Source organism: Paraburkholderia sacchari (assembly GCF_000785435.2).
In the GTDB taxonomy this organism is placed as follows: Bacteria; Pseudomonadota; Gammaproteobacteria; order Burkholderiales; family Burkholderiaceae; genus Paraburkholderia; species Paraburkholderia sacchari.
In genome coordinates this window covers 80,035-105,841 of the sequence record NZ_JTDB02000012.1, presented here as the reverse complement: position 1 = coordinate 105,841, position 25,807 = coordinate 80,035, and the positions used below count along the sequence as shown (strand labels likewise).

Here is a 25,807-nt window from a genome sequence, read left to right as displayed (position 1 = left end):
CTTACTTCACTGCTTCGCCAACGTGACAAAGCCGTACCGAGTTGCACTCCTCGCGAAAACCGCGCCAGCGCATGCATGGGTCGCCTATGGCGCGCTCGTGTGGATATGGGTGATGGCTTGGGCAAAGAGCGGCGCGCTGTCGAGTACGGTCAGACGCTCGAGCAGCGGCCCGTCCGGCACGCGCCACGGCGCGACGCTGTCGGTTACGACTACGCTCGCCAACGCGCCGTTGCCAAGTTTCTCGCAGGCGCCGCCAAGAAAGAGGCCGTGGGTCGCAGTCGCATGCACCTCGGTCGCGCCAAGCGCGCGGCAATGGCCGGCAACGTTTGCGAGTGTCGTTCCTGTGCCGATCAAATCGTCGACGATGATTGCGCAGCGTCCCTCAAGGTCACCAACGATCGGCTTGCCCGTGACGATTCCGCCGGCGCGCAGCTTCCCAGCGAATGCTGCTTCGACCGGACGTCCGAGCAGCTTCATGAGCCGCGCACGAAAATCCTCGGCGCGCCGAACGCCGCCCGCATCGGGCGAAACGACGACGAGCGGCGTCTCACGCAAGTGCCCGGCGAACCACTGCGCGAGCATGCCGTTCGCTTCGAGATGCTCGGCCGGCACGCGAAACGCATTCTGATAGGCGGCAAGATTGTGGACGTCGAGTGTGATGAAGCGCGCTGCGCCCACCGCCTCAAAGAGCTGCGCGACGTAGCGCGTGGTCACGGGGTCGCGCGTCTGCGAGCGCCGGTCCTTGCGTGCATAGCAAAGATACGGGGCGACGACATTGACGTGCGCGGCTGAGGCGTCGACCAGCGCGCCCACGAAGAAGAGCAGTTCGCAAAGCTTGTCGTTCACACTGTGACCGGGCTCGGCGTAAAGCGAATGAATCACGTAGACGTCGCGCCCGCGCACCCTTTCGAGCGGGCGCATTTTGTGTTCGCCGTCCTCGAAGGGGCGCCACTCGTGCTCGGCCAGCGCAACGCCGAGAGCCGAGGCTACCCGTTGCGCAAACGCATGTGAAGTGGGCGGAGAAAAGAGCATCGGCGCGGTGTTCATCATGACGGCTCCAGATGCGCAAACCGCGCGCCGGGCCTGCGGCCGCGCGCGTGCGCCAGATGCCCATCGTGGCGCGATCGGCGGCGGCGCGATTGATGCATGTCAAGTTCGGCGGGACGGCGCTTCTTTCGGGCGCTTGCTGATCTGAATCAAGCCACCGGGGGAGGGCACGGCGGACAGTGGGTGCTGGCTTGCCGCAAGGAGCACTCTTATGCCCGTTGTCAATGCTGCACGCAGACCGTCGGCGCGTATGCGCATTCGCGTGAAGCGTCAATTGCAGCGGCCGCGGCGCCCTCCGTGTCCGCCGTGCAGTGCGTCACGATTCGGGCCGCGTGAAGCGATCGAGCGTCTGCGTTCACCGGCCATCTGGCCGGACAGGACGCGCAGTGTGACCGTCATCGAGACGCATTTGTCGTGGGTCTTTCTTACGAGGCGGTTCGCCTGGAAAGTGAAGAAGCCGGTGCGGCATGCCGGTTCGGACCTGAGCGCGCTCGGCGCGCGGGAGCGCGACTGCCGCAGGGAGTTCGCGCTCAACCGGCGCCTCGCGCCAGAGGTTTATCTGGCCGTGCTGCCGCTCACGCTCGACAGGGCGGGCACGTTGTCGGTGAATAGCAAAGGGCGTGTGGTCGAGTGGCTTGTACAGATGCGTCGTCTGCCCGCGTCGCGCATGCTCGATGCCGCGCTGGCAGCGCAAACCGTGAGCGTGTCGCAACTGCGCGCGGTAGTGGCCACGCTCGTTGCGTTCTATGCGGCGCGGCCCCGGCTCGCGATTCAGGGCGCGCAGTACCGGCGCAACCTTGGTGACCTGATCGATGCCAATGAGCGCGATTTGTGCGGCCCCGCGCTGCAACAGGACGCTGTGGCGATCGTCGCGCTCTGCAATAGCCAGCGCGAGGCGCTGACGCAGTTGCGCCGGCATCTCGATCAGCGTGTGCGCGAGGGGCGCATCGTGGAGGGCCACGGAGACTTGCGCCCCGAGCACGTTTGCCTCTTGAAGCCGGTGCAGATCATCGACTGCCTGACGCTCTCGAAGGTGCTGCGCACTGTCGATTGCGCAGACGAAATCGCATTCCTTGCGCTGGAATGCGAGCGGCTTGGCGCGAAGCAGATCGGTCGCGCCCTCTTGCGCGAGTGGCGCAATGCGAGTGGCGACCGCCCGGAAGCGGCGCTCGTGCACTTCTACCAAAGCCTGCGCGCGGCCGTACGCGCTCGTCTCGCGGCACTGCATCTGCGCGAGGCGGCATATCGCGGCTCGCCGCGCTGGATCGAGCGCACGCGATGCTATCTGGGACTTGCCCGCGCGCACCTGCAACGCTGCAGGCAGCTGCTGCACACGAATGCCGGACTGCTCGTCTGAGCCCGGACGGCTTTCATGGACGGACCCGATACATTGATGTGCGTCAACGCTGGCGCGCTAGCGGAACCTAACCTCATCGCACGAGGGGCGCAACGCTTTCCCGGCGCTCCACCCCGATCATCGGAACAGGAGCCGAATCATGCATATCGGAAGAATCAGCACCCAGCCCGTCGAATCCTGCACAGCCGAATGTAACGCGCTGCAGTTGGCCGAACGTATGCGTCGTTCGCACGTGGGCGATATCGTCGTGATCGAATATCGCGATGGCGACGCCGTGCCGGTCGGACTGGTGACGGATCGCGATCTTGTGGTCGAGGTGATGGCGAGGGGCGAGGATCCGGGCGCGGTCACGGCCGCTCAGATCATGTCGCGCGGTCTGATTGTCGTGGCCGAGACCGACGAGATTGCCGTCGCGCTAGACGAAATGCGTCGTTCGGGGATTCGCCGGCTACCGGTGGTGGACGACGCGGGATGCCTTACCGGTATCGTTACGCTCGACGACATTGTGGGATATCTCGCCGCGCTGCTCGGCGGAGTGGCCGAAGTGCCCAAGCTTCAAGAAATTGAGGAGCAACGCTTTCGCGCCTAGCCGATGCCGCGGCAGCGCCGCAACTGGCAATACGAAGGCAACCGGCAATGAAATCGATGGTTGAAAGCGCCCTGAAGGGCGCAGCCCGCACGAGTGCCTTGAGCCTCTTCCTGTGCGGCGATGTCATGACGGGGCGCGGCATCGACCAGATCCTGCCCCATCCGGCCGGGCCTCAACTGTTCGAGCCTTTTGTGCGGTCTGCGAAGGAGTATGTGAAGCTCGCGGAGCGGGCCACGGGCAAGCTGCCATTACCGGTCGGCTACGCGTATCCGTGGGGCGACGCCCTCGCCGTGCTTGCGCGGCGCCAGCCGCATGCGCGCATCGTGAATCTCGAGACGGCCGTGACCGCAAGCGTTGAGCACTGGCCCGGCAAATCCGTTCACTACCGCATGGACCCGGCCAATCTCGCGTGTCTGAGCGCGGCGGGCATCGATTGCTGTGTGCTCGCGAACAATCATGTACTGGACTGGGGACATGCGGGGCTGAACGAAACGCTCAGCTCGCTTCACGACGCTGGCATTCTCACTGCCGGCGCCGGGCGCAATGCGCAAGAAGCTGCCACGCCCGCCATCATCGGTATTGCCGGACATGGGCGGCTCCTCGTCTATGCATACGGGAGCGAGTCAGCCGGCGTGCCCGGGGACTGGGCGGCCGCCGCACGGCGGGCCGGTGTCAACGTGCTTCCCGATCTTTCCACAAAAAGCGTTGGGGAAATTGCATGCCGTGTTGCCAAGGTCCGCCGGACGGGCGACATCGTCGTGATATCGCTGCATTGGGGCGGCAATTGGGGCTTCGATGTCTCGAACGCCGAGCGTGCATTCGCCAAGCGCCTGATCGATGCTGGCGCGGCGGACGTGATCCACGGCCATTCGTCGCACCATATCCGGGGTATCGAAGTCTATCGTGGCAAGCCTGTGCTCTATGGCTGTGGCGATTTCCTGAACGACTACGAGGGCATTCCGGGCAACGAACACTATCGGCCCGATCTCACGCTCATGTACTTCCTCGTCATGGATCCGGCAAAAGGAACCGTCGTGGAATTCACGGCACAGCCAATGCAGATACGGCATTTGCGCGTGGGGCACGCGCCGGACGAGGGGGCTGCATGGCTGCATGCAACGCTGCGGCGGGAGTGCGCGCGCTACGGCGTGGAGGTGGAGCGTGACACCCCCACGAATACCTTCACGCTGCATGGGTGAACGGGACCATCAGGGCGAGGTGCGCCGCTGGCGCACGCGAACGAGTGCATGCAAGCGAGGAGCACGATGCAATACTTTGACGTGTGCAACGGCGACGCGGATGGCCTGTTCGCGCTGCATCAACTGCGGCTCGCGACGCCACGCAATGCAGTGCTGATTACCGGGCCGAAACGGGACAACGCGCTGCTGCGGCGAGTCGCGGCGCATTGCGGCGATCACGTGACCGCGCTCGATCTGTCGTTCGATGTCAATCGCGCTGCGGTACTTGCACTCCTTGGGCGCGGCGTGGCGATCGACTATATCGACCATCACGTCGCCACGGACCTGCCGCGGCACCCGCTTCTGCATGCGGACATCGACACGGCACCCGATGTCTGCACCAGCATCCTTGTCGACCGGCGCCTGGGCGGCCGCCATCGCGCGTGGGCGGTTGCGGCCGCCTATGGCGACAACCTGCCGGGCGCCGCTCAACGGCTCGCGCGGCTCGCGGGTATCGAGTCCGACGACGATGCACGGTTGCGCGAACTGGGGGAGAACGTGAACTACGCCGGCTATGGCGACACGATGGACGATCTCCTCATCGCACCCGCCGCGCTCTACGCCCAGCTTGTGCCCTATGTGGACCCACTCGATTTCGTTGCGGCGTGCCCGCTGCTCGAAAAAATCGGGGAAGCGCGGTGCGAGGACCTGAAGCTCGCATGCGCGCAGCGCCCGGCGATCGCATCGGCCGGCATCGAGGTGTACACGTTGCCCGATGAGCGCTGGGCGCGCCGGGTACGCGGCACATTCGCGAATCGCCTTGCGCTGGCAGCGCCCGGTCGGGCTCATGCGGTGCTGACGCCCGCAACGGACGGAGCCTGGACAGTGAGCGTGCGCGCGCCGGTTGCGGCGCCACTTGGGGCCGATCGTCTTTGCAGGCAATTCGGCGGAGCGGGAAGAAGTGGAGCTGCGGGGATCGGCGGTCTGCCGCATGGGGCGTGCGACGCGTTCGTTGCCGCGTTTCGCAAAGCCTATGGCGGGGCGAGCCGGGACAATACGGGCGGCGAATCCAGTTGACGTGGACGGGCGCGCATATACGTTCAGTGCGGAGATGTATGGGCGCCGTTTGCGGCGGGTATCGACGACGCAATGCACCAGCCACAATCTCCATTGACCAGGATCATTTTTCCAATGGATACGTCTGCGCATTATTCACCTTCGACAAACGGCACTATTGGCCGATCGGAGGAATGCCATGCGCTCGTACCGTGAAATGGAACGTGAACTGTTGCACATCAGGGCTGCCATCGCGTTGCTCGAACAGACGCGGGCGTACCTTTCGCTTCGGATGCCGATCAATGATCCGGCGTACTGGAAGGCGCGGCTCAAGGCCGTCCTCGACGAGCAGCCGCGCGACTTAGCCCTGGAAAGACAGGCTGTTGAACTGCTTGCCCGCGTGCATCGACTGCAGACTGAAAACCAGTCCGGAAAGATCCAGCCGGAGGCGGACTGATGTGCCGCTCCCACGAGACCGGCTAACGATAACAACCGCTGACATGGGTCAATAGTCTCAGATTGCTGCACGGAAGAATAAGGCAAGCGGCGCAAGCGTGAGTGCGCTGGCGTAGCCCCGACTGCCGTGATTCAGGCAGGAAGAGATTCTGGTTGAGCTAAGGAGGAAGACATGATCAAGAACGTGGGTACCGCAGAAAAAATTCGGGAGGAAATTTTGCGCCGGATTCAAGGGAGCGCCGATCTCGATGATAGTTGTCGCGATTGCGACATTTCAATTCCGCGCAAGGTCGATCCGGCGGAGAACGGCGGTTGTAATTGGGTTATCGACGAGTTTCGAGGGGCTTCGCAGGCGCCTCTGAAAGCGGTGATCGTCGAAATGATGCGCGAATATGATCTGATTTGAAACCGTGGCAGGCTCGACTGCAATGCAGCGTATGGGCTGCGCGCCATCGGCTGTGCACGTTTCGCACATGCTGCAGCGCCTGCTGAAAGCGTCCGGTGTCCGGATCGTGTTCGCGCAGCACGGGACATCGCATATGAGGTTTTGCGGTCAGTCCGTCGAAGGCGGATTGACGGTTGGCTGAATGCCGGCGTTTCGAAGATGCAGGTACTCGTGCCACGTAAGAGCAAGAATGACGACGTCCAATGCTGTAATGAGCAGCAGCCAGATCGAATGCGTGAATGAAAACCGGTAGAGCTGGTAGGCGATGAACAAGCCAAAAACGGCTATTGATACAGGGTAATACCAGAGCCTCTCTCGCAGCAGGCCAATAATCAGCCAGAGCTTGGTCACGCCGTGGGCGAGCAGATAGATGGCGGCGAACTTCTGGGTGTCGACGGAAAGATGTTGTACTGAATGGAGAAGAAAGTTGGCTACGAGATCGTGGGGGTCTTCGGCAAACTCCTCCCGGGTAACCCAGGTCACGAGCGTCAAAAAGAGTCGCTGAGAAACGAAGTACGTGGCGATACCCGCAACGATTTCCGAAAGTGCAAATACGGCCTTGAACCACAGGCTCACTTCGAATACGAGGTGAAGCTTCTTTTCGTCGAGAAATCGCTTCAAGCCGATCACGGGAGTCTCTCCAGGTCTCTCCAATATTGCGCGGCCGGCCAGACCAGGCTCACGCAGCCGCTGTTCGCTGGTTTTTCTGCCTTCCCGCACCTCGTCGGCGCCAGGCATTCGACTGACCATTATGACCAAAGATCCAGCCGAAAAAACGCCCGCACGGGAGCGCGGGCTTCGAGGTAGTGCGCGGGCCGGGGTGCCTCGCGCACGCTTAGATATTAGGCAAAATGTGAGAAATTACATTGGAAACATCGATAAGCTATTGACGTGCGGGGGAAGGCTGAAATCGCGCTTGTTAAAGGCCGCAAAGTGGACAAGCATTCACTCAGAGATATGACGAAGTGCAGGCCGCCCATGGTTGCGGGCAATCGCACAACGCCCGGGCACAAAGCCCGGCGGTGTTGCCTGAGTTCCACGAACTCCCGAGGAGACGACAGATGGAAATCCGTAACCCTTCCCCCGGCCTCTACAACGAAGATCTGGCGCCCGCCAGGGAGCGCAACTGGGGTGCCTTCAGCATCTTCAACGTCTGGACCTCGGACGTGCACAGCCTCTGGGGCTACTACCTCGCTGCCAGCCTGTTCCTGCTGTGCGGCAGCTTTATCAACTTCGTGCTGGCGATCGGGCTCAGCTCGCTGGTGATTTTCGCGCTGATGAACCTGATTGGCTTCGCTGGCGAAAAGACCGGTGTGCCTTACCCAGTGCTGGCGCGCGCCTCCTTCGGCGTGTGGGGCGCCAATCTGGCAGCGCTCGTGCGTGCCGTGGTGGCCTGTTTCTGGTACGGCGCGCAGACTGCGGCGGCTTCGGGCGCGATAGTCGCACTGCTGATCCGAAGCGATAGTCTGATGCAGTTCCACAAGGGCACGCACTTCCTCGGCCATTCGGGGTTGGAAGTGATCTGCTACGTGATCATCTGGGCCTTGCAACTGCTCATTATCCAGAAAGGCATGGAGACAGTGCGCAGATTCCAGGACTGGGCCGGTCCGGCGGTATGGGTCGCGATGCTGATCCTGGCGATCGGCCTGTGCATCAAGGCCGGCGGCTTCTCGTTCAGCCATGGCATTCCGATGAACGTGCTGCTCGAGAAGACCAGGGACGCGGGCATTAACGGCGAGCCCGGTTCATTCTGGGCGCTCATGGCCGTGGGTGCGACCTGGATCACCTACTTCGCAGCGCTGTACCTGAACTTCTGCGATTTCTCGCGCTACGCGAAGAACCGCAGTGCAGTGAAGAAAGGCAATCTGTGGGGCTTGCCGGTCAACCTGATCGCGTTCTCGCTGGTCGCCGGCGTCACCACCATCGCAGCCTTCAAGGTGTATGGCGAAGCGCTGCTGCACCCCGAACAGATCTCCGCCAAGTTCGAGAACTGGGTGCTGGCGCTCATCGCGGCGCTGACCTTCGCAGTGGCCACGCTAGGCATCAACGTGGTAGCCAATTTTGTCTCGGCGTCATTTGATATCTCCAACGTGTTCCCCAAGCGGATCAGCTTCAAGGTGGGCGGCTACATCGCTGCGGCGATCGCGCTGGTGCTTTACCCGTTCGCGCCGTGGGAAGGCGGCGCCGCGCGCTTCGTGAACGCGATCGGCGCCACCATGGGCCCGCTGCTAGGGATAATTCTGGCGGACTACTATCTGTTGGCCAAGGGCAACATCAATGTCGCGGCGCTCTACCAGGAACACGGCGAGTACCGCTACGAAGGAGGCTGGAACGTCAATGCGGTAGCTGCCGCGGTGATCGGCAGCGTGTTTTCGACTTTCCTGCCCAACTTTTCCAACCTGCTGCCGGCCTGGTGGAATACCTATGGCTGGTTCTTCGGCGTAGTGATCGGCGGCGGCCTGTACATGATCATGACGACGCTACGGCCGCGTAACGTGGCCGCGGCGACTCGCACCTGAGGGCTTTCTGCAAAACGCCGGAACGCGCGACTTCCCCGGCTTAGTCGACCTCCGGATCCGTCGTGTCACTGACGTTGCGCGCGCTTGATGACGTTGGACGCGCTTGCACACCGCAAAGCGCTTTCGATATCTCGGCCAGGAGCTGTTGCTGCTGATAAGGCTTGCGCAGTCGCGGAATGTCCATGTTCGTCTTTTGCGGCAGATCTGCGTATCCTGTGGCGATGAGAATCGGAAGACCGGGTCTCAACTCACGCGCGGCGTATGCCAGCTGCGTGCCGTTCATTTTGGGCATCGAATAATCGGTGATCAGGAGGTCCACTCGCTGCCCCGTCCTGAGGACGTCCAGCGCATCCGCGCCCGAGTTGGCCTCGATGACCTCGTGGCCCAGGTCTTCGAGCAGATACGAAGTACTCGTGGAGATGAGGGGGTCGTCGTCAACCAGAAGAATAGTTGCGCGAGCAACGACTGGCGAATTTCCCTGCCTTGCGAATTCTTCCTGCGCCGGCGCGCCGGAGGCTTGTGAGGTGACGGGCAGCCACAACTCGGCCTGCGTGCCGCGCCCGGCCTCACTAACGAGCCGCAACGCGCCGTTTAGCTGGAGAGCGAGACCATGGATCATGGAAAGACCCAGCCCCGTGCCCTTGCCGACTTCCTTCGTCGTGAAGAAAGGCTCGGTGGCCTTTGAGAGTGTTGCAGCATCCATTCCGCAGCCGGTATCGCTCACGGTCACACGCACGTAGTCGCCCTCAGTGAGTTCCGCGCGCCCGGTCGAGGAAACCGCGTCGACGCGTATGGTGATCGTCCCGCCTTCAGGCATCGCATCGCGCGCATTGACGACCAGATTGAGGAGCGCAAGTTCGATCTGGTTGGCATCGACAAGTGTGAGTGGCAACTGCTCAGGCAACTCGAACTTCAGTTCGATGCTCGCCCCGACGGAACGTTCGAGCAGGTCGGTCATGCCACGAATCAGCCTGGCTAGATGAGTGGGTTTGATTCTGAGGTCCTGTTGCCGGGCGAATGCGAGCAGACGTTGGGTCAGTGACGCGCCGCGCTGGGCGCCCCGAAGCGCACCATCGATGAGGCGCACAATTCTTTCCCCAGAAAGTTGCTTGCGCAACAGTTCGAGATTGCCCATTACCGCCATGAGCAGATTATTAAAGTCATGGGCCACGCCACCCGTCAACTGCCCGATCATTTCCATTTTTTGTACCTGGCGCAACGCTTCTTCGGTGCGCTCGCGTTGCCGGACTTCCTCGATCACCGCCTCGTGGGCGCGCTCGAGCTGCGCCGTGCGCTCCATCACCTTTGCTTCGAGCGTCTCATTGAGGCGCCGCAGGTTATCTTCGGCGGTTTTTCTTGCAGTGACGTCGGATGAGACACCAACGAGCCGCATGGCGTTATTTTTCCTGTCACGTACCACCCGCGCACGAAGTTCCGCCCAATGTAGGGTGTCGTCCGGCCAAAGGTTGCGGCATTCCATCGCCAGGTCATCGCCCGTTTCCGTGCTCTGACGCACAGCTTCGCGCAGCCGGTCCCGGTCGTCGGCATGGACGCCCGCTTCCAGATCGCCAAAGGTGAAGGGGCGGCCCGGTGGCCAGCCGAAAACTGCCGTGCAGGCCCCGGATGCGGTCAATCGGTAGGTTGGCAATTCCAGTTCCCATGCGCCCAGCTGGCCGGCGGTCAGCGCCGTCCGCAGACGTGCATCGCCTTCGTGCAGTTCCTCAATCAGGGAACGCGCTTCGTATTGCCGGGAACGTCCCCGTTGCGCAGTGCGCACCGCGCTGACGAATGTCTTCGGGTGAAACGGGCGTTCGAGGAAGATGACATTGCCTAGCCGCTCCGACAGGCTCTCCCCGCCGGTGTTTGCATCAGGAGGGCCGCCGCGCTGCGTCAGGACAATAAACGGGAAGTCCGACCAGCGCGGTTGCGTCGCCAACCAGACCGTGATGGCGGCAAGGTCGGCGCCGCGCAGGGCTTCTTCGGTCACGACCGCGCAGCAGATTTCGTCGCCCAGCAGCGCCGATAAATGGCTCAGATCCCGGCAAATGATCGACGCGCTTCCGGCCTGCCGCAAAAGGGCCTCGGCGACCGCTGCGTCCCGGCCCCACGGCGCGAGGATTAACGCAGGGCAGCCGTCTCGCTCAGCCGTTTCCATTGCCTGTGAGCCCGGATTGCAGCAGTGGTCCGATGTTTCCCACAAAAGACGGCACGCCGTGCAGTACGCCCTGGAAGTCTTCCAGCGGAGCGCCCACTGTCAACCCGCCCTGGCCGATGCGAAACTCACGGATCGTTTCTTCGTGGTGACCGGTGCGTTTCTTGATCACGGACACGGCACGCCGGACGCGGCCAAGCGCCTCGAAGTAACGCAGGAGAATAACGGTATCCGCAAGATAGGTGACTTCCACCGGGGCCTTCATGTCGCCCACCAGACCATGCTGGGCCACGGTGAGGAAAGTCGTCGCGCCCTGGCGGTTCAGATATTGCAGCAACTCATGGATGTGAACCACGAGCGCGCTTTCTTCCGGCATGGCCGCCTGATAACCATTGAGGCTGTCGATTACCACCGTTTTCGCCTGTGCCTCATCGACGGCGGCGCGCACATTGCAGGCAAACTCCCCAGGAGACATTTCTGCCGCATCGACCTGTTCGACGTGCAGATTGCCCGCCTCGAACATGGCCTCCAGCTCGAATCCCATTTTGCGCGTGCGATCGAACAGCAAGCCGAGGTCCTCGTCAAAGATGAACAGGGCAGCCTTTTCGCCACGCTCGAGCGCCGCGGACGCAAACTGCAGCGCGAAGGTCGATTTGCCCGCACCGGCGGGCCCGAGAATCAGTGTGCTGGAACCCTGTTCGATGCCGCCGAGCAGCGCATCGAGTTCCTCGACGCCACTGCTGACGCTCTCGCGGGCAAGCCGGCTGCGGTGTTCGGCGGCGACGAGCCGAGGGAAGACGCGGACGCCTCCCGTTCTGATCGCAAAGTCGTGATAGCCGCCGCGGTAGGGGCACCCGCGATATTTCGAGATTTTCAGCCTGCGCCGTTCGGCTCCATAGTCCGGGGCGAGTTCTTCGAGCTTGATGACGCCGTGGGCGATGCTGTGAACCGTCTTGTAGGCGGCTTCGGAACTCATGTCGTCAAGCAACAGAACGGTCGCGCCGAAGCGCGAAAAGTAGTGCTTCAAGGCCAGAATCTGCCGGCGATAGCGCAGGGAACTCTGGGCGAGCAGGCGGATCTCCGACAAACTGTCGAGCACGACGCGCCGTGGCTTCACGCGCTCGAATGCGCCGAGTATCGCCCGGGTAGTCTCGCCCAGTTCCAGGTCGGATGAGTACAGCAGACTCTGCTGCAGGTCGGGGTCAAGCAGGCTCTCGGGCGGGACCACCTCGAATACTTCGATGTTTTCGCCGAGACGCCAGCCGTGTGAGAGGGCGCCGTTACGCAACTCCTTTTCCGTTTCGGACAGGGTGATGTAGAGACCCGGCTCGCCTGCTTGTGCACCCGTGATCAGGAAGCGAAGGGCGATGGTCGTTTTGCCCGTCCCGGGGGCCCCTTCCAGAAGAAAAAGGTGCCCCTCGGTGAGTCCACCCGGCAAGACCTCGTCGAGTCCCGGAACGCCGGTTCGGGCCATCCGCACGTCTGCCGTATCAGTGGGCATCGATCGCTCCCAGTTGGTTCAGTATTTCCTGGGGCAGGCTATGGCTGGGTATTGCCGGGAGAATGTTCGCCAGCGAAGCGTGGGCTCGCTGGAGGTCGTACTCGCACTGCAGGCGTAGCCAGAACATCGACGGCACACCGGACAGTCTCGCGAGACGGGTCGCTGTTCCCGGAGTGTTCGCCGAACTGCCATCGAGGAGCCGGTGCAGGGTTTGACGGGACACGCCGAGTTCGAGCGCGGCTTGACTGATGGTCAGGCACAGCCCGGGCAGCACATGGTCGCGCAAGATCGTGCCCGGATGGGGCGCTGTGACGACCCTGGAGGAAAGATGGGCAACCGGCATTTCCGCGTCTCCTGTAAAGCGTCTCGCGACAGCAGCAATCGCCGTACCCGAGCGGCGCCGCGCTGGCCAGCGCGTGCGCAGGAAAGTGCTGCGCCATGGCCGCATCGTTCCTGTCCTGTTTGGTGACACGTTCGTTGACCCATTGTGACGAAACGCAACAAATATTGCGTCGATTGCTTCGTAGGCAAAGGGGTAGGGGAAATGGCCGAAACCCTTATACAGCAGGCATTACCTCGTGATGGCACAAGGTTTGCATTCTAGCGGCGCTGCCAGGCCACAGGCCTTCCGGGTATCCAGTGGCCCCGCTTGCTTTTCGAACTGTCACACAAACGGATATGGAGACACTGATATTCGAGGTCGACGGCAAGGAATATGTGGCCGTGCGGGGTTATGGCGGCGCCAATCCGATCTGGGGCGGCCCGATGACCGATGTCGCGAAGGATGTTCCGCGCGGCGGCACGCTCTACGCGTTCGCATTGTCCCAGGACTGATTCGGGCCTGCGCTTGCCCTCAACAATTCAACTTCTTGAAGAGCCAATATTATGGAATCCAAAGCACGCAGAATTTTCATGATTCACACCGTTGGCCTGTGCGCGGCACTGGCCGTGGCGCAGCGCGCACAAGCAGGTGCGCCGCTCGTCGACGAGAACGACCCGGCGGCCAAGGGCCTCGGTTATCGCGCCAAGGCCAGCACGGTCGACGCCGCGCACTTTCCCAAGTATCAGTCGGGCCAGAATTGTGCGAACTGCCGCTTCTACACCGGCGCGGCCAACGAGACCTCAGGGCCATGCCCGATGTTCCCGGGCAAGGCCGTCTCCGCCGACGGCTGGTGCAACGTCTATGCAAAGCGCGCATGAGCACGCCTCGTGCCGGCTCGTCCGGCACGCGAGACATGGATGACGAGGAACGTGATGCCGCGCCCGCAAGTTCCCGCCCGCGAATGCGTCGGCCTTCAGTGACGTGACGGGCGTTCACCAAAGCGCGGTACATCTGATTTCGGCCCGTTCGCCGACTCATCCGGCCGGCGCTGCGCGGTAGCCCTTGACGAACTCAAGGTACAGCGGCGGAGCACCCATGCGCAACACCTTTGATGCATGCGGCGCGCCGTGCGACGGCAGTGGGCCAAAGCGAAGGCGGAGGGCGCTAGCCTCCCGTCACCAACATCTCCATCCGCTTGCGCTGCAGGAAGCGGCGCACGGCCGGATCCTGTTCGAGGCCGATTGCAAGATCATAGGCATCGAGCGCCTGAGCTTTCGCGCCCGCCCGCGCGAGCAGATTGGCGCGGGCGGCCCAGTACGGCTGATAGTCGGCCAGCCGTGGATCGTCCGCATACGGTTCGAGCGCGTCGAGCGCCGCCTGTGGACCGTCCCGTTCCGCGAGCGCAAGCGCGCGGTTCACAGCGACCACCGGCGACGCCGCAAGCGCGAGCAGCGCGTCGTAGAGCTGCACGACCTCGTCCCAGTTCGGCAGACGCGTCTGGCAGCGGTGCACATGCGCCGATTGCAGCGCGGCCTCCAGTTGAAAGCGGCCGATTGCGTTGAAGGCGCTCGCACGCCGAAGCAGGGCGTTGGCGGCGTCGATCATCGGCGCGTTCCATGCCGCTGGATCCTGCGCCGATAACGGCACGTATTCGCCGGCTTCATCGCGTCGCGCATCGCGCCGCGCTTGCGCGAACAACATCAGCGCGAGCATGCCGAGCGTCTCCGGCTCGTCGGGCATCAGTTCGACGAGCAGCTGAGCGAGAAATAGCGCCTCGTCGGCGAGATCGCGGCGTTCGGTGTCGTTGCCAAGCGGGTCGGTCCACCCCTGCGCATACGTGGCATAAACCGCTTCCAGCACCGCAGCGAGCCGGCCAGGAAGTGCTTCGCGCTCGGGCACCTCGAACGGAATGCCGGCCTCGCGGATCTTGTGCTTCGCGCGCACGAGGCGCTTGGTCATGGCGGCGGGCGACATCAGGAACGCGGACGCAATCGTCTTCGCTTCGAGCCCCAGCACCACTTGCAGCATCAGCGGCGTGCGAATCGCGGCGTCCAGCGCGGGGTGCGTGCACGCGAACAGCAGGGCGAGCCGCCGGTCGGGCAGGGCATGCGCGTCATGCTCGTCGATCTCGTCGGCGAGGATCGCGAGCTGGCTCGACACCTCGTCGCCGATGCGGTGATGACGCGCGCCATCGATCGCCCGGCGTCGTGCGACCGTCATCAGCCACGCTTCGGGATTCGCGGGGCAGCCGCGCTCGGGCCAGTCCGCGAGCGCGGCTGCAAACGCTTCGGCCAGCGCATCCTCGGCGGCGGCGACGTCGCGCGTGCGCATCGCCAGCAGCGCGACGAGCTTGCCGTAGCTGCGGCGCGCGACCGCCTCGGCAATGGAATGCGCGGCGGTCCTGGCGCTACCGCCGTCGCTGTCTTCGCCTTCGCGAGATGGACTCATGTAGCCGAGGGCGCGTCGTAGGGCGCGGTCCAGACCGGGCGCACCTCCATGACGCCGTGCCCCGCGCCAGGACAGCGCGACGCCCACGCGATGGCCGCGTCCAGATTGGGCGCGTCGATCAGGTAGTAGCCCGCGAGCTGCTCCTTCGAGTCGGAATACGGGCCGTCGAGCACCTGCGGCTTGCTGTCGACGAGCCGCACCGTGGTGGCTGTGCTCGTTGGCTGCAACCGGTTGGCGCCCAACAGCACGTCGGCCTTTTTCAGCGCTTCGGTGTACGCCTGATAGGCGGCAACGCCTTGCTGCCGTTCGCTGTCGGTCATCTGGTTCCAGCTGCCTTCCTTCGAATAGATCAGCAATAGATATTGCATATGAGCCTCCGTCATGGGGTTTAGGCGGCCGAACGATAGCCGGGAAATCGATAGTCGCCGAAATATCGGGCCGTCATCTCAATGACGCGCGAGCCGCAGGCCAGCGGACAGGCGGCGCCGAAAAATTCGCGGACAACGGATCGGCCAGCAGGATGAGTGATGAAATTGTAGGACGCAAATTCGCCGCGCTGCCCGACATTGCCGCCTGCCGACCAATAGGCGCGAACTATGACGGTCAGAGTCAAACGATAGTTGTCGTTGTCCGCGATCCCACGTGTAATGCGTGCTCTGGTAGCGCATATGGAATCGTGGAGAAGACAAAAATGGGGATTGCGACACCCGATGGGCATGATGCCGATTACAACGCCGATGACACTGGGCGCGCGACGTTCTCGCCGCAGTCGTATCTGTTTGTGCCGGGCAGCCGTCCGGAGCGTTTCGAGCGGGCGCTTTCCAGCGGCGCGGATGCAGTTATCGTCGACCTCGAAGACGCCGTCGCACACGACGCGAAGGACGCGGCGCGCGAGGCCATCGCCAACTGGGTATCGCACCGCCATCCGGTGCTCGTGCGCATCAACGCGCGCGCGACGCAGTGGTTCGAGCAGGACGCGAAGCTCGGCGCGCTCGATGGCGTTGCGGGCATTGTGCTACCAAAGGCCGAATGTGCGGAGGACGTCGCCTCGGTCATCGCGCTCGCGCGCCGCAGCGTGCCGGTCTATCCGCTGATCGAGAGCGCCCGGGGCATGTGGAACGCGATGGACATCGCGAAGGCGCAGTGCGTGAAGCGGCTGATGTTCGGTACGCTCGATTTCATCGCCGAAATGGGCATGCCCGACGACGGCGAGCCGCTCAATCACTATCGCAGCCAGCTTGCGCTGATTTCGCGCGTGGCCGGCATCGATGCGCCCGTCGACGGGGTCACGCCCGATATTCACGATCTCGCGCGCATCGAACGCGATGCGCTCAATGGCAAGCGGCTTGGCTTTGGTGCGAAGCTCTGCATTCATCCTCAGCAGATCGAGCCGGTGCACCGCTGCTATCGGCCCAGCGAGCAGGAGCTTGCGTGGGCGGCGCGCGTGGCCGAAGCGGCAAGCAAGGCCGATGCGGGCGCGATTACGGTCGATGGAAAAATGGTCGATCGTCCAGTTCTGTTGCGCGCGCAACAAATTATTGCGCTGGCGGCATCGCTCAAACAACAAGCTGAAAAAACAAGGTGACAGGCGCAACATGGGCGTCGGCAAGGATGGCGAGCCTACCGAGAACTTCCAGCTCGGCATGGAACTGCATGCCAAGTACACGCTGTTCTGCGAAGGCTGCCGGGGTCATCTTGGCCGCCAGTTGAACGAGCATTTCAAGCTCGGCAAGGACGCGGATCCGCAGGTGTACGGCATCGGCATCAAGGAACTGTGGGAGATCGATCCCGCGAAACACAAGCCGGGCCTCGTGATCCATACGGCGGGCTGGCCGCTCGAAAAGGACACCTACGGCGGCTCGTTCCTCTATCACACTGAAAATAACCAGGTGATGGTGGGTTTCGTCGTCGGCCTTGCGTACCAGAATCCGTACCTCTCGCCGTTCGAGGAATTCCAGCGCTACAAGACGCACCCGGCGATCCGCAAGTATCTGGAAGGCGGCAAGCGCGTTTCGTACGGCGCACGCGCGATGACGGCGGGCGGTCTGATGTCGCTGCCGAAGCTCGTGTTCCCGGGCGGCGCACTCGTAGGCGACGATGCGGGCTTCCTGAACGCGGCGCGCATCAAGGGCAGCCATGCGGCGATCAAGACCGGCATGCTGGCAGCGGAAGCGGCGTTCGACGCGGTGCAGGCCGGCCGTCAAAGCGATGAACTCGCGGCCTATCCGGAAGCGTTCAAGCAGTCGTGGCTTTACACGGAGCTGCACAAGGCGCGCAACTTCAAGCAGTGGATGAGCAAGGGGCTGTACCTGGGCACGCTGATGGTGGGCGTCGAGCAGAAGCTGCTGGGTGGCAATGTGCCGTGGACGCTGCATCACCAGCACCGCGATCACGAGATGCTCAAGCCGGCGTCGCAATGCAAGCCCATCGAGTACCCGAAGCCCGATGGCAAGCTCACGTTCGACCGCCTTTCTTCGGTGTTCATTTCCAATACGAATCACGAAGAGAATCAGCCCGCGCATTTGACGTTGAAGGATGCGAGCGTGCCGGTGAACGTGAACCTGCGCACCTATGCGGGCCCTGAGGCGCGCTTCTGCCCGGCTGCGGTCTACGAATTCGTGAAAAACGACGACGGCAGCGACCGCCTGCAGATCAACGCGCAGAACTGCGTGCACTGCAAGACCTGCGACATCAAGGACCCGACGCAGAACATCGTGTGGGTCACGCCGGAGGGCGGCGGCGGGCCGAACTACCCGAACATGTAGCGCTATCGTTTTCGTTCCCGTACGGGAACGAAAATGGGAACGACGCAGCGGTAAACCGCACTTCGTACCCGATCGGATACGAAATGCACCTCATAAAATACCTCCCCCCTCAAACCCGCTCCATGCGCGGCTGGTCACTCAGCCCGGCCACAATCGGCGCGAACACCTCGACCAATTCCGTCTTGCCGAAGCGCCGCTCGGGCATGCCGAACTCGACGTCGATCTTGCCGGCGTTGTGCACGTCGTAGAGGTCCGCGATCAACTGCACATGACGTTCGCTGAGCCCAGCGCGCAGCAGCACGGGCGCCCACTGGTCGTGCGGCAGTTCACGCGCGACGATATCGCGGTTGCTGATCTCGGCGAGCACATTGGCGACGTACGTTGCGCTGATGCGCCTCGGGCCTTCGATGCTCACGACGCGCGTGCCGTGCCCGCGCGCCTGGTCGAGCAGCAGTTCGGCGGCCGCAACGCCCACGTCTTGCGCCGCAACCGTGGGAAAGCGCTTGTCCAGCGGATGATGAAAGCTCGCCAGCACACCCGAAGCCAGCGCGGCGGGAATCGTGCGTCGCCAGTTCTGCATATGTTCGGCGGAGCGAAGCAGAATCAGCCGCGTAGACACGGGCTTCAACTGCTGCTCGAGATAGTGATAAATCCGCGTGATGCCGGTATTGCCTTCCAGTTCGGCGCCGTAGTCGGACAGCGCGAGCACGGTCTCGGGCGGGGCCGCGCGCAGCGCCCCGGCGGCTGCGTCGATCATCTTGCGCATCGTTGCCTCGGGATGCGCATCGGCCATGGGCACCGGGCAGAGGATTTGCACCGCGCGCGCGCCGCGAATCGCTTCGGCAACCGAAGCGCGGTCGCCCAGATCCGCGAATACGACTTCGCAGCCGAGCGCGGCCAGACGATCGCTGTGTTGTGTACCCCGACGCGTATCGCGCAGCACCGCGCGCACGGCGTGGCCCGCGCGGCGCAAGGCCGTGGCGGTGGCGAATCCGGCGTTGCCCGACGCTCCGAAAATGACGTACATGACGACTCCTCGTGAATGTGATCGTCACGATCGTAAAGGGGGCGGTGCAGCGAAACGCGCAGGAAAGGATGGAGGCGAGCAAAACTAGATGGTTGATTCGAGACGCGCAGCGTAGGCCGTACTAGACTGGCCGCTCCGATAGCGCGCCAAGGAAATGCCATGAATGCAGTGCTGGAAAACGCGATGGCGCCGGCCGCCGGCCGGGTTGCCCTGAAAAGCAGCAGCGCATTGGGCTGGCGTGGCTTTGGCGCGCAACTGCTGGCGATTTCGGCGGGCCGCCACCGCATTCCGGGCACGGCGTATCACCGTGTTGGCGTGCATTTCGGCGCGCCGGTGCGCGCCAATTGCGTCTGCGATGGCCGGCGCCTCGCGCGCATGCAGGCCGAAGGCGATGCCGATGTCATTCCCGCAGGACTCGGCGGCGTATGGACAGACGCCGCCGATTGCACCGTGCTGAGCATTCGCCTGGAAGACGCCTTCGTGCGCACGATTGCCGAGCAGCTTGTGCGCAGGCCCGACACCGCCACCATTGCGCCGCGCCTCCAGCTACGCGACGCGCGCGTGCAGCATCTCGCATGGGCGCTGCGCGCCGAGCTCGATGCGGGCGAGGCCTCGGACCCGCTCTACGCGGAGAGCATCGGCACGGCGCTCGCGGTGCGTCTGCTCGACGCCGCCGAGCCGCTTCAGGCGCGCCGCGCCGTGCTCGCGCCGCATCTTGCCGCGCGCGTGACCGATTACATCGAGAGTCATCTCGATGCGCGTCTCACGCTCACTGAGTTGGCCGCTCTCGTCGATCTGAGCGTGCCCCATTTCAAGGTGCTGTTTCGCGGGACGCTGGGCATGCCGGTGCATCAATACGTCGTGCGGCGCAGGGTGGAGCGCGCGCGGAAGCTGCTGCTGAAGGGCGGCCTCAATGCGACCCAGGTGGCACTGGATGTGGGGTTCGCGCATCAGAGCCACCTCGCGCACTGGATGAACCGCGTGCTCGGCGTAACCCCGCGCGAAGTCATGCGCGAGGCCGTGAGCGGGGCCGTGAGCGGGGCCGTGAGCGAAGCGGTCGTCCGGCTTACGGTTTGCGCAGATCCACGAGCGCTCGACCCACACGATCGATGACATCGGCCCAGTTGCCGGGCACGGTCTGACGAAACAGGCGCGCGGCCGGATACCACGGCGTGTCGTCGCGCTCGCGCAGCCAGCGCCAGCAGCCGTCGTGGCGCGAGAATATCCACACGGGTTTGTTCAGCGCGCCGGCCAGGTGCGCTACCGATGTATCCACGCTGATGACCAGGTCGAGGCACTCGATGATGGCGGCCGTGTCGGCGAAGTCGCGCACGTCGTGCATGAGGTCGAAGGGGCGCAGGTGCTGTGGCAAGGCTTCGATTTGAGGTTGCGAGGCGGGCCCTTTTTGCAGGCTCACGAATGTCACGTTGGCGGCATCCGCGAGTTCGAGCAAGGGCAGGAACGCTTGCGCCTGCACGGAGCGGCGCTTGTCGATCGCATTCGAGCCGCGATCATGGGTGCGCGGGTCGCCCGACCACACGAGACCGACCTTGAACCCGTGCTCGGGTAATCGTGCCCGCCACGCACGCGTCAAGTTGGCAGGCGCGCGCAGGTAGGGCGTGCGTGCCGGAATTGTCTCGACGGTCGTGCCGCAATGGATCGGCAAGCTGAGCATCAGGCTCCAGTAATCGTGGCCTGGAATCATGGTTTTGCCGTCGAGCGGATAGATCGCGTCCGCGCCTTCCAGGCTTTCGAACAGCCGCGAGGTTCCCGCGCGCGGTCGAGTAATCGGGCCGCAGCGCGAGCGCCTGACGATACGCGGCAATGGCTTCGCGCGCGCGCCCTTGCCGATTCAGCGCATTGCCAGGGTTGTTGTGCATTTCCGGCGCGCTCGCGTCGATGGCGAGCGCGTGCCGGAACGCCGCTTCCGCGTCCTTTGGCCTGCCGAGATCGAGCAGGAGCAGGCCGAGATTGTTCTGTACGAGCGGGTGGTCGGGATGGTCGTGGAGAATCCGGTGATATTCCGCTTCGGCATCGGCGGGGCGCCGCGCGTGCCACAGCAGCACCGCGAGGTTGATGCGGGCCGATACGTAGTCGGGCGCGACGGCCAGTGCGCGCCGAAACGTTGCCTCGGCTTCCGTCTCGCGCTGTTGGGCGCGCAAGACGAGGCCGAGATGGTTGAGCGCCGACGGCCAGTCCGGATTGATCGACAGCGCCAGTTCGAATGCGTGCTGCGCTTGCGGCCATTGCCTGCGGCCGTAAAGCCAGCAGCCGAGATGGTTGAGCGCGTCCAGCCGATCGGCTGGGTGAGGGTGCGCCAACGCCTCCTCGAATTGTCCCGATGGATCAAGCGACTGAGACGTCAGCCAGGATTCGGCATTCGACATGCTTTCACCTTTGTCTGTCCGGAAATCGCTTATCGTCCTATGCTTTTTTCGTACCTTGAACGGGATAATTCCCAAAAACCGTTTTCCCCACGCATCTCGCACTCCCGATGCACGACTGCGCCGCTGACCGTTTTCAGGAGCAGCGGCGCAAGACACTGTTTCGATATCCGAACTACTTCGCCACGGGCATCGTGAACTCCGCACCCTTCTCAGTGCTCTCCGGCCAGCGCTGCATGATCGACTTCTGCTTCGTGTAGAAGCGCACGCCTTCCTCGCCATAGGCATGCATGTCGCCGAACAGGCTGCGCTTCCAGCCGCCGAAGCCGTGCCATGCCATCGGCACCGGAATCGGCACGTTGATGCCCACCATGCCCACTTCGATCTGGCGGCCGAATTCGCGCGCCACGTTGCCATCGCGCGTGAAGCAGGCCACGCCGTTGCCGAACTCGTGATCGTTGATCAGTTGCACCGCTTCGGCGAAGTCCTTCACGCGCACGCAGGCCAGCACCGGTCCGAAGATTTCTTCCTTGTAGATGCGCATTTCGGGCGTGACGTGATCGAACAGCGTGCCGCCGGTGAAGAAGCCGTTCTCGTGGCCCGGCACCTTGTGGCCGCGGCCGTCCACCACGAGCGTCGCGCCTTCTTCCACGCCGTTCGCGATATAGCCTTCGATGCGCTCCAGCGCCTGGCGCGTGACGATCGGACCCATTTCGGCATCGGCTTCCATGCCGTTCTTGATGACGAGGTTCTTCGCGCGCTCCGCGAGGCGCGGCACGATCTTGTCGGCCACTTCGCCCACCAGCACCGCCACCGAAATCGCCATGCAGCGCTCGCCCGCCGAGCCGTAGCCCGCGCCGATCAGCGCGTCCACGGTCTGGTCGATGTCGGCGTCGGGCATCACGACCATGTGATTCTTCGCGCCGCCCAGCGCCTGCACGCGCTTGCCGTTCTTCGCACCGGTCTCGTAGATATAGTTCGCGATCGGCGTGGAGCCGACGAAGCTCACGGCCTTCACGTCGCGATGCGCGAGCAGCGCGTCGACCGCGACCTTGTCGCCCTGCACCACGTTGAACACGCCGTCGGGCAGGCCCGCTTCCTTCAGGAGCCGCGCCATCAGCAGCGACGCCGAGGGATCGCGCTCGCTCGGCTTGAGCACGAACGTGCAGCCCGCGGCCAGCGCGACCGGGAACATCCAGCACGGCACCATGCACGGGAAGTTGAACGGCGTGATGCCGGCCACCACGCCCAGCGGCTGGCGCACGGTCCAGTTGTCCATGCCGGTGGAAACCTGCTCGGTGTAGTCGCCCTTGAGCAGTTGCGGAATGCCGCAGGCGAATTCGATGATTTCGATGCCGCGCGTGACTTCGCCCTGCGCGTCGGCGAACACCTTGCCGTGCTCGGCGGTGATGATGGCCGCGAGGTCGTCGCGGTGGCGGTTCATCAGTTCGAGAAAGCGCAGCATGACGCGCGCGCGGCGAATCGGCGGCGTGTCGCGCCATGCCGGGAACGCGGCTTTCGCGCTGGCCACGGCGGCGTCGACGTCGGCCGCTTCGCCCAGCACCAGACGGCGCGCCACCGCGCCCGTGGCGGGATTGAACACCGGCTGGCTGCGGTCGCCCGTGCCGCGCTCGCTCTTGCCGCCAATGAAGTGGACTACGTCCGCGCTATCGGTATAGGCCTGCATTTTGTGTCCTTCTCCTTGCCAGGTGGGTTGATGGAGGCCAGTGTACGGAGACGAGGGTGCGCTGCAAAGGCGTGCACGCTGAATTGATTGTTTTCGCCGGCGAACAATTAGCGCGGTCTGTTCAGGGGACCTCGCTCAGGGAAGCGTGCGCCGTCGGGCACTTTCAGTGCGAATCGCGCGGCACGTCCGCACCGCTCGCGCCCACGAGGAAGTCGAGATCGGCGCCCTGGTCGGCCTGCAGCACATGCTCGACATAGAGCCGGTAGTAGCCGCGTTCGGGCAGCGGCGGCGCCTTCCAGTCGGCCTTGCGGCGCGCGAGTTCTTCATCGGATACGTCGAGATGCAGGCGGCGCGCCGCAACGTCGAGCTCGATCATGTCGCCCGTGCGCACCAGCGCGAGCGGGCCGCCGGCCGCTGCTTCGGGCGACACGTGCAGCACCACCGCGCCATACGCGGTGCCGCTCATGCGGCCGTCCGAGATGCGCACCATGTCGGCGATGCCTTTTTGCAGCACCTTCTTCGGCAGCGGCATGTTGCCGACCTCGGCGAATCCGGGGTAGCCCTTCGGCCCCGCGCCCTTGAGGACCATGACGCAATGCTCGTCGATATCGAGCGATTCGTCGTCGATCTTCTCGTGCAGCTCCTCGACGTTCTCGAACACCACCGCGCGTCCGCGATGACATAGCAGTTCGGGCGTCGCCGCCGAGGGTTTGATGACGGCGCCATTGGGCGCGAGGTTGCCGCGCAGCACCGCGATGCCCGCCTGCGGCTTGAACGGCTGGTCGAGCGGCGTGATGACCTCGTGGTTGTAGTTCGGCGCGTCCTCGACGTTTTGCCAGATCGTCCTGCCATTGACCGTGAGCGCCTGGCGATGGAGCAGGCCGTGCTCACCCAGTTGCCGCAGCACCGCGGGCAGACCGCCCGCGTAGTAAAAGTCTTCCATCAGGTGCTGGCCCGAGGGCTGGAGATTCACGAGACAGGGCACGTCCGAGCCGAGCTCCCAGTCGTCGAGCGAGAGCGGCACGCCAATGCGCTTCGCCAGCGCGATCAGATGCACGACCGCGTTGGTCGAGCCGCCAATCGCGGCATTGGTGCGGATGGCGTTTTCGAACGCCTCGCGCGTGAGGATCTTCGACATCGTGAGGTCCTCGCGCACCATCTCGACAATGCGCCGGCCCGCGAGCTGCGCGAGCACCTGGCGGCGCGCGTCGACGGCGGGAATCGCCGCGTTGTGCGGCAGCCCCATGCCGAGCGCTTCGACCATCGACGCCATCGTGGACGCCGTGCCCATGGTCATGCAATGGCCGCGCGAGCGGTTCATGCACGACTCCGCCTCGATAAATTCCGCCTGCGTCATGGTGCCCGCGCGCACTTCCTCGGACATTTGCCACACGCCCGTGCCCGAGCCGATCTCGCGGCCGCGGAAGCGCCCGTTGAGCATCGGACCGCCCGAGACGGCGAGCGCGGGCAGATTGCATGACGCCGCGCCCATCAGCAGGGCCGGCGTGGTCTTGTCGCAGCCGACGAGCAGAATCACGCCGTCGATCGGGTTGCCGCGGATCGACTCCTCGACATCCATCGATGCGAGATTGCGAAACAGCATCGCGGTGGGACGCAAATTCGATTCGCCGAGCGACATCACGGGGAATTCGAACGGCACGCCGCCGGCCTCGTAGACGCCTTTCTTCACGTACTCGGCGAGCTCGCGGAAATGCGCGTTGCAGGGCGTGAGTTCCGACCACGTATTGCAGATGCCGATCACCGGGCGGCCATCGAACGCATCGTGCGGGATGCCCTGGTTCTTCATCCAGGAGCGGTGGATGAAGCCGTCCTTGCCGGCTTTGCCGAACCAGGCCTGGCTTCGCAGGGGCTTGGGAGGGGTGTCGTTCATGCCGCGCCTGTCCGTGTTGTGCCGTTGCCGGACGATCATAGAAACGGCGTTATCGCGCGTCAATAATGGGGCCGGCATTCCCATATATGGGAAACGAGGCGCGGCGTTATTACTCCTCGCTCACGCGCTTTTCTATCGAGACGCCCAATTCCCCAGCCATGCGCTCGACCAGCATCCGCAGGTCTGCGACTTCGTCGGCCAAGCGCTGCTGCTCCGCCTTGAGCGCTTCGTATTCGTCGAACGATACGCCGGCCGATTCACCACCCATCGCACCGCCCATCGCGCGCTCGCCCGCTTGCGTGCCGGCCGGCGAGTAAGCGCTCACGTTCACCTCGCCGCACAGCAGGTGCATCCAGCGGCTTTCGCGCTCGCCCGGCGCGCGCGGCAGTTTCACCACGAGCGGCGGCTCGCGCTCGGCCAGTTCGCTCAGAAAGGCCTCGACCGACGACACATCGGCGAAACCGTGCAGGCGTGCGGAATTCAGGCGCAATTCGGCGGCGGTTTGCGCGCCGCGCAGCAGGAGCACCGTGAGCAGCGCAACGGCCTGCGCCGGCACGCCAAGCACGCGGTTCAGGTTGTGCTCGAAGCGCGGCACGCGGCTGCTGCTGCCTTCGAACACGAGACTGAGCAGCTTGAGATCTTCGATGGCGCTCAGCACCTCGGCTTCGCTCACGTTCATGACCGGCGTGCGCGCGGTCTTCTGATTGCAGCCCGAGGTGAGCGCATTCAGCGAGAGCGGGTAGGTGTCTGGCACGGTGTGCTGCTTCTCGATCAGCACGCCGACGATGCGCGCTTCAAGCGGCGTGAGCGCACGCAGCGTGCGCGGCGACGAAGCATCGGCAGGAGTGTTCATAAGCGGGTCCGGCAGGGAGTTTTTTTAACGGGATTCGATCATACCCGCTCGCATCGCGCTTGCGTATCGCCGCGACGGCCCCCATATGGGTGGTTTAGCGTTGCATACGGTGTAATTTTTATTTCATTTT

The 25,807-nt window shown here is 63.8% G+C and carries 25 protein-coding genes and 1 pseudogene; 12 read left to right on the top strand and 14 right to left on the bottom strand.

The window, feature by feature from the left end; genetic code table 11:
- Positions 1-84: 84 nt before the first annotated feature.
- The gene (locus NH14_RS29260; protein ID WP_035533528.1) at positions 85-1,050 is read right to left on the bottom strand and encodes a ribose-phosphate diphosphokinase; all 966 of its coding nucleotides are present in this window, start codon (positions 1,048-1,050) and stop codon (positions 85-87) included.
- 385 nt (positions 1,051-1,435) lie between these two features.
- Here NH14_RS29260 and NH14_RS29255 point away from each other — a divergent pair, with 385 nt between their 5' ends.
- From NH14_RS29255 to NH14_RS29230, 6 genes are all read left to right on the top strand, one after another.
- Positions 1,436-2,404 carry a hypothetical protein gene (locus NH14_RS29255; RefSeq protein ID WP_244143505.1) on the top strand — a complete coding sequence of 323 codons (969 nt, stop codon included), beginning with the start codon at positions 1,436-1,438 and terminating at the stop codon, positions 2,402-2,404.
- Between the two features lie 139 nt (positions 2,405-2,543).
- The gene (locus NH14_RS29250; protein ID WP_035533530.1) at positions 2,544-2,993 is read left to right on the top strand and encodes a CBS domain-containing protein; all 450 of its coding nucleotides are present in this window, start codon (positions 2,544-2,546) and stop codon (positions 2,991-2,993) included.
- A 47-nt stretch (positions 2,994-3,040) separates the two neighbouring features.
- The gene (locus tag NH14_RS29245; RefSeq protein ID WP_237179804.1) at positions 3,041-4,192 is read left to right on the top strand and encodes a CapA family protein; all 1,152 of its coding nucleotides are present in this window, start codon (positions 3,041-3,043) and stop codon (positions 4,190-4,192) included.
- A 66-nt stretch (positions 4,193-4,258) separates the two neighbouring features.
- Complete coding sequence (locus tag NH14_RS29240) at positions 4,259-5,248, top strand: hypothetical protein (RefSeq protein ID WP_035533532.1); 990 nt, start codon at positions 4,259-4,261, stop codon at positions 5,246-5,248.
- A 178-nt stretch (positions 5,249-5,426) separates the two neighbouring features.
- A complete protein-coding gene (locus tag NH14_RS29235) occupies positions 5,427-5,684 on the top strand; it encodes a hypothetical protein (protein ID WP_052148499.1) in 258 nt (85 codons plus the stop codon).
- A gap of 171 nt (positions 5,685-5,855) precedes the next feature.
- Complete coding sequence (locus tag NH14_RS29230) at positions 5,856-6,089, top strand: hypothetical protein (protein ID WP_035533534.1); 234 nt, start codon at positions 5,856-5,858, stop codon at positions 6,087-6,089.
- Between the two features lie 147 nt (positions 6,090-6,236).
- On the opposite strand, the gene NH14_RS29225 is transcribed toward NH14_RS29230, so the two are convergent.
- Positions 6,237-6,866 carry a DUF2127 domain-containing protein gene (locus tag NH14_RS29225; RefSeq protein WP_152617302.1) on the bottom strand — a complete coding sequence of 210 codons (630 nt, stop codon included), beginning with the start codon at positions 6,864-6,866 and terminating at the stop codon, positions 6,237-6,239.
- Positions 6,867-7,189: 323 nt separating this feature from the next.
- On the opposite strand from NH14_RS29225, the gene NH14_RS29220 reads away from it, so the two are divergent.
- Positions 7,190-8,647: an NCS1 family nucleobase:cation symporter-1 gene (locus tag NH14_RS29220; protein ID WP_035533536.1), complete on the top strand. Its 1,458-nt coding sequence runs from the start codon at positions 7,190-7,192 to the stop codon at positions 8,645-8,647.
- Positions 8,648-8,687: 40 nt separating this feature from the next.
- Here NH14_RS29220 and NH14_RS29215 read toward each other — a convergent pair whose 3' ends face one another.
- From NH14_RS29215 to NH14_RS29205, 3 genes are read right to left on the bottom strand one after another with little or no spacing between them, the layout of a single operon-like run.
- Positions 8,688-10,802, bottom strand: coding sequence for a hybrid sensor histidine kinase/response regulator (locus NH14_RS29215; RefSeq protein WP_052148500.1), 2,115 nt, complete (start codon positions 10,800-10,802; stop codon positions 8,688-8,690).
- The gene (locus NH14_RS29210; protein WP_052148501.1) at positions 10,789-12,300 is read right to left on the bottom strand and encodes an ATPase domain-containing protein; all 1,512 of its coding nucleotides are present in this window, start codon (positions 12,298-12,300) and stop codon (positions 10,789-10,791) included. The genes NH14_RS29215 and NH14_RS29210 overlap by 14 nt, the downstream gene beginning before the upstream one ends.
- Positions 12,290-12,643, bottom strand: a complete 354-nt coding sequence (locus tag NH14_RS29205; protein WP_035533540.1) for a HigA family addiction module antitoxin — start codon at positions 12,641-12,643, stop codon at positions 12,290-12,292. Before NH14_RS29205 ends, NH14_RS29210 begins: the two co-directional genes overlap by 11 nt.
- A 335-nt stretch (positions 12,644-12,978) precedes the next feature.
- Between NH14_RS29205 and NH14_RS29200 the strand changes: the two genes are divergently transcribed.
- The gene (locus NH14_RS29200; RefSeq protein ID WP_162531589.1) at positions 12,979-13,134 is read left to right on the top strand and encodes a hypothetical protein; all 156 of its coding nucleotides are present in this window, start codon (positions 12,979-12,981) and stop codon (positions 13,132-13,134) included.
- A gap of 51 nt (positions 13,135-13,185) precedes the next feature.
- Positions 13,186-13,500 (top strand): high-potential iron-sulfur protein, encoded by a 315-nt coding sequence (locus NH14_RS29195; RefSeq protein WP_035533541.1) that lies wholly within the window; start codon positions 13,186-13,188, stop codon positions 13,498-13,500.
- A 286-nt stretch (positions 13,501-13,786) separates the two neighbouring features.
- Here the strand turns inward: NH14_RS29195 and NH14_RS29190 are convergent, their stop codons facing one another.
- The 3 genes from NH14_RS29190 to NH14_RS29180 are packed head-to-tail and all read right to left on the bottom strand — an operon-like array spanning position 13,787 to position 15,683.
- On the bottom strand, positions 13,787-15,070 hold the full coding sequence (locus NH14_RS29190) for an RNA polymerase sigma factor (protein WP_035533542.1): 1,284 nt from the start codon (positions 15,068-15,070) through the stop codon (positions 13,787-13,789).
- Positions 15,067-15,438, bottom strand: coding sequence for a YciI family protein (locus tag NH14_RS29185; protein ID WP_035533543.1), 372 nt, complete (start codon positions 15,436-15,438; stop codon positions 15,067-15,069). The genes NH14_RS29190 and NH14_RS29185 overlap by 4 nt, the downstream gene beginning before the upstream one ends.
- A 20-nt stretch (positions 15,439-15,458) precedes the next feature.
- Complete coding sequence (locus NH14_RS29180; protein ID WP_035533544.1) at positions 15,459-15,683, bottom strand: hypothetical protein; 225 nt, start codon at positions 15,681-15,683, stop codon at positions 15,459-15,461.
- A 78-nt stretch (positions 15,684-15,761) separates the two neighbouring features.
- On the opposite strand from NH14_RS29180, the gene NH14_RS29175 reads away from it, so the two are divergent.
- Both NH14_RS29175 and NH14_RS29170 read left to right on the top strand, forming a co-directional pair.
- Complete coding sequence (locus tag NH14_RS29175; RefSeq protein WP_084225924.1) at positions 15,762-16,655, top strand: HpcH/HpaI aldolase/citrate lyase family protein; 894 nt, start codon at positions 15,762-15,764, stop codon at positions 16,653-16,655.
- Positions 16,656-16,662: 7 nt separating this feature from the next.
- Positions 16,663-17,835 (top strand): annotated as a pseudogene (locus tag NH14_RS29170) (electron transfer flavoprotein-ubiquinone oxidoreductase); the annotation flags it as partial.
- A 109-nt stretch (positions 17,836-17,944) separates the two neighbouring features.
- On the opposite strand, the gene NH14_RS29165 reads toward NH14_RS29170, so the two are convergent.
- The gene (locus tag NH14_RS29165) at positions 17,945-18,862 is read right to left on the bottom strand and encodes an NmrA family NAD(P)-binding protein (RefSeq protein WP_035534362.1); all 918 of its coding nucleotides are present in this window, start codon (positions 18,860-18,862) and stop codon (positions 17,945-17,947) included.
- A 159-nt stretch (positions 18,863-19,021) separates the two neighbouring features.
- On the opposite strand from NH14_RS29165, the gene NH14_RS29160 reads away from it, so the two are divergent.
- Positions 19,022-19,975 carry a helix-turn-helix transcriptional regulator gene (locus NH14_RS29160; protein ID WP_084226001.1) on the top strand — a complete coding sequence of 318 codons (954 nt, stop codon included), beginning with the start codon at positions 19,022-19,024 and terminating at the stop codon, positions 19,973-19,975.
- Here the strand turns inward: NH14_RS29160 and NH14_RS34060 are convergent.
- The 5 genes from NH14_RS34060 to NH14_RS29140 all read right to left on the bottom strand — a co-directional run bounded on the left by NH14_RS34060 (position 19,929) and on the right by NH14_RS29140 (position 25,677).
- The gene (locus NH14_RS34060) at positions 19,929-20,402 is read right to left on the bottom strand and encodes a glycosyltransferase family 9 protein (RefSeq protein ID WP_052148591.1); all 474 of its coding nucleotides are present in this window, start codon (positions 20,400-20,402) and stop codon (positions 19,929-19,931) included. The two genes, NH14_RS29160 and NH14_RS34060, sit on opposite strands and share 47 nt — an antisense overlap.
- Positions 20,374-21,351 (bottom strand): tetratricopeptide repeat protein, encoded by a 978-nt coding sequence (locus NH14_RS29155; protein ID WP_244143511.1) that lies wholly within the window; start codon positions 21,349-21,351, stop codon positions 20,374-20,376. Before NH14_RS29155 ends, NH14_RS34060 begins: the two co-directional genes overlap by 29 nt.
- Before the next feature lie 70 nt (positions 21,352-21,421).
- Positions 21,422-22,933 (bottom strand): CoA-acylating methylmalonate-semialdehyde dehydrogenase, encoded by a 1,512-nt coding sequence (locus NH14_RS29150; RefSeq protein WP_035534360.1) that lies wholly within the window; start codon positions 22,931-22,933, stop codon positions 21,422-21,424.
- 163 nt (positions 22,934-23,096) lie between these two features.
- Positions 23,097-24,824 (bottom strand): IlvD/Edd family dehydratase, encoded by a 1,728-nt coding sequence (locus NH14_RS29145; protein ID WP_035534359.1) that lies wholly within the window; start codon positions 24,822-24,824, stop codon positions 23,097-23,099.
- 109 nt (positions 24,825-24,933) lie between these two features.
- Positions 24,934-25,677, bottom strand: coding sequence for a YceH family protein (locus NH14_RS29140; RefSeq protein ID WP_035534357.1), 744 nt, complete (start codon positions 25,675-25,677; stop codon positions 24,934-24,936).
- Positions 25,678-25,807: the final 130 nt, after the last annotated feature.

Coding starts and splice junctions, on each gene's coding strand:
- NH14_RS29235 (WP_052148499.1), top strand. CDS start 5,427: ATGCGCTCGTACCGTGAAATGGAACGTGAACTGTTGCACATCAGGGCT.
- NH14_RS29250 (WP_035533530.1), top strand. CDS start 2,544: ATGCATATCGGAAGAATCAGCACCCAGCCCGTCGAATCCTGCACAGCC.
- NH14_RS29245 (WP_237179804.1), top strand. CDS start 3,041: ATGAAATCGATGGTTGAAAGCGCCCTGAAGGGCGCAGCCCGCACGAGT.
- NH14_RS29175 (WP_084225924.1), top strand. CDS start 15,762: ATGGGGATTGCGACACCCGATGGGCATGATGCCGATTACAACGCCGAT.
- NH14_RS29145 (WP_035534359.1), bottom strand. CDS start 24,824: ATGAACGACACCCCTCCCAAGCCCCTGCGAAGCCAGGCCTGGTTCGGC.
- NH14_RS29160 (WP_084226001.1), top strand. CDS start 19,022: ATGAATGCAGTGCTGGAAAACGCGATGGCGCCGGCCGCCGGCCGGGTT.
- NH14_RS29200 (WP_162531589.1), top strand. CDS start 12,979: ATGGAGACACTGATATTCGAGGTCGACGGCAAGGAATATGTGGCCGTG.
- NH14_RS29260 (WP_035533528.1), bottom strand. CDS start 1,050: ATGATGAACACCGCGCCGATGCTCTTTTCTCCGCCCACTTCACATGCG.
- NH14_RS29230 (WP_035533534.1), top strand. CDS start 5,856: ATGATCAAGAACGTGGGTACCGCAGAAAAAATTCGGGAGGAAATTTTG.
- NH14_RS29140 (WP_035534357.1), bottom strand. CDS start 25,677: ATGAACACTCCTGCCGATGCTTCGTCGCCGCGCACGCTGCGTGCGCTC.
- NH14_RS29165 (WP_035534362.1), bottom strand. CDS start 18,862: ATGTACGTCATTTTCGGAGCGTCGGGCAACGCCGGATTCGCCACCGCC.
- NH14_RS29210 (WP_052148501.1), bottom strand. CDS start 12,300: ATGCCCACTGATACGGCAGACGTGCGGATGGCCCGAACCGGCGTTCCG.
- NH14_RS29190 (WP_035533542.1), bottom strand. CDS start 15,070: ATGAGTCCATCTCGCGAAGGCGAAGACAGCGACGGCGGTAGCGCCAGG.
- NH14_RS29185 (WP_035533543.1), bottom strand. CDS start 15,438: ATGCAATATCTATTGCTGATCTATTCGAAGGAAGGCAGCTGGAACCAG.
- NH14_RS29215 (WP_052148500.1), bottom strand. CDS start 10,802: ATGGAAACGGCTGAGCGAGACGGCTGCCCTGCGTTAATCCTCGCGCCG.
- NH14_RS29150 (WP_035534360.1), bottom strand. CDS start 22,933: ATGCAGGCCTATACCGATAGCGCGGACGTAGTCCACTTCATTGGCGGC.
- NH14_RS29205 (WP_035533540.1), bottom strand. CDS start 12,643: ATGCCGGTTGCCCATCTTTCCTCCAGGGTCGTCACAGCGCCCCATCCG.
- NH14_RS29195 (WP_035533541.1), top strand. CDS start 13,186: ATGGAATCCAAAGCACGCAGAATTTTCATGATTCACACCGTTGGCCTG.
- NH14_RS29240 (WP_035533532.1), top strand. CDS start 4,259: ATGCAATACTTTGACGTGTGCAACGGCGACGCGGATGGCCTGTTCGCG.
- NH14_RS29220 (WP_035533536.1), top strand. CDS start 7,190: ATGGAAATCCGTAACCCTTCCCCCGGCCTCTACAACGAAGATCTGGCG.
- NH14_RS29225 (WP_152617302.1), bottom strand. CDS start 6,866: ATGCCTGGCGCCGACGAGGTGCGGGAAGGCAGAAAAACCAGCGAACAG.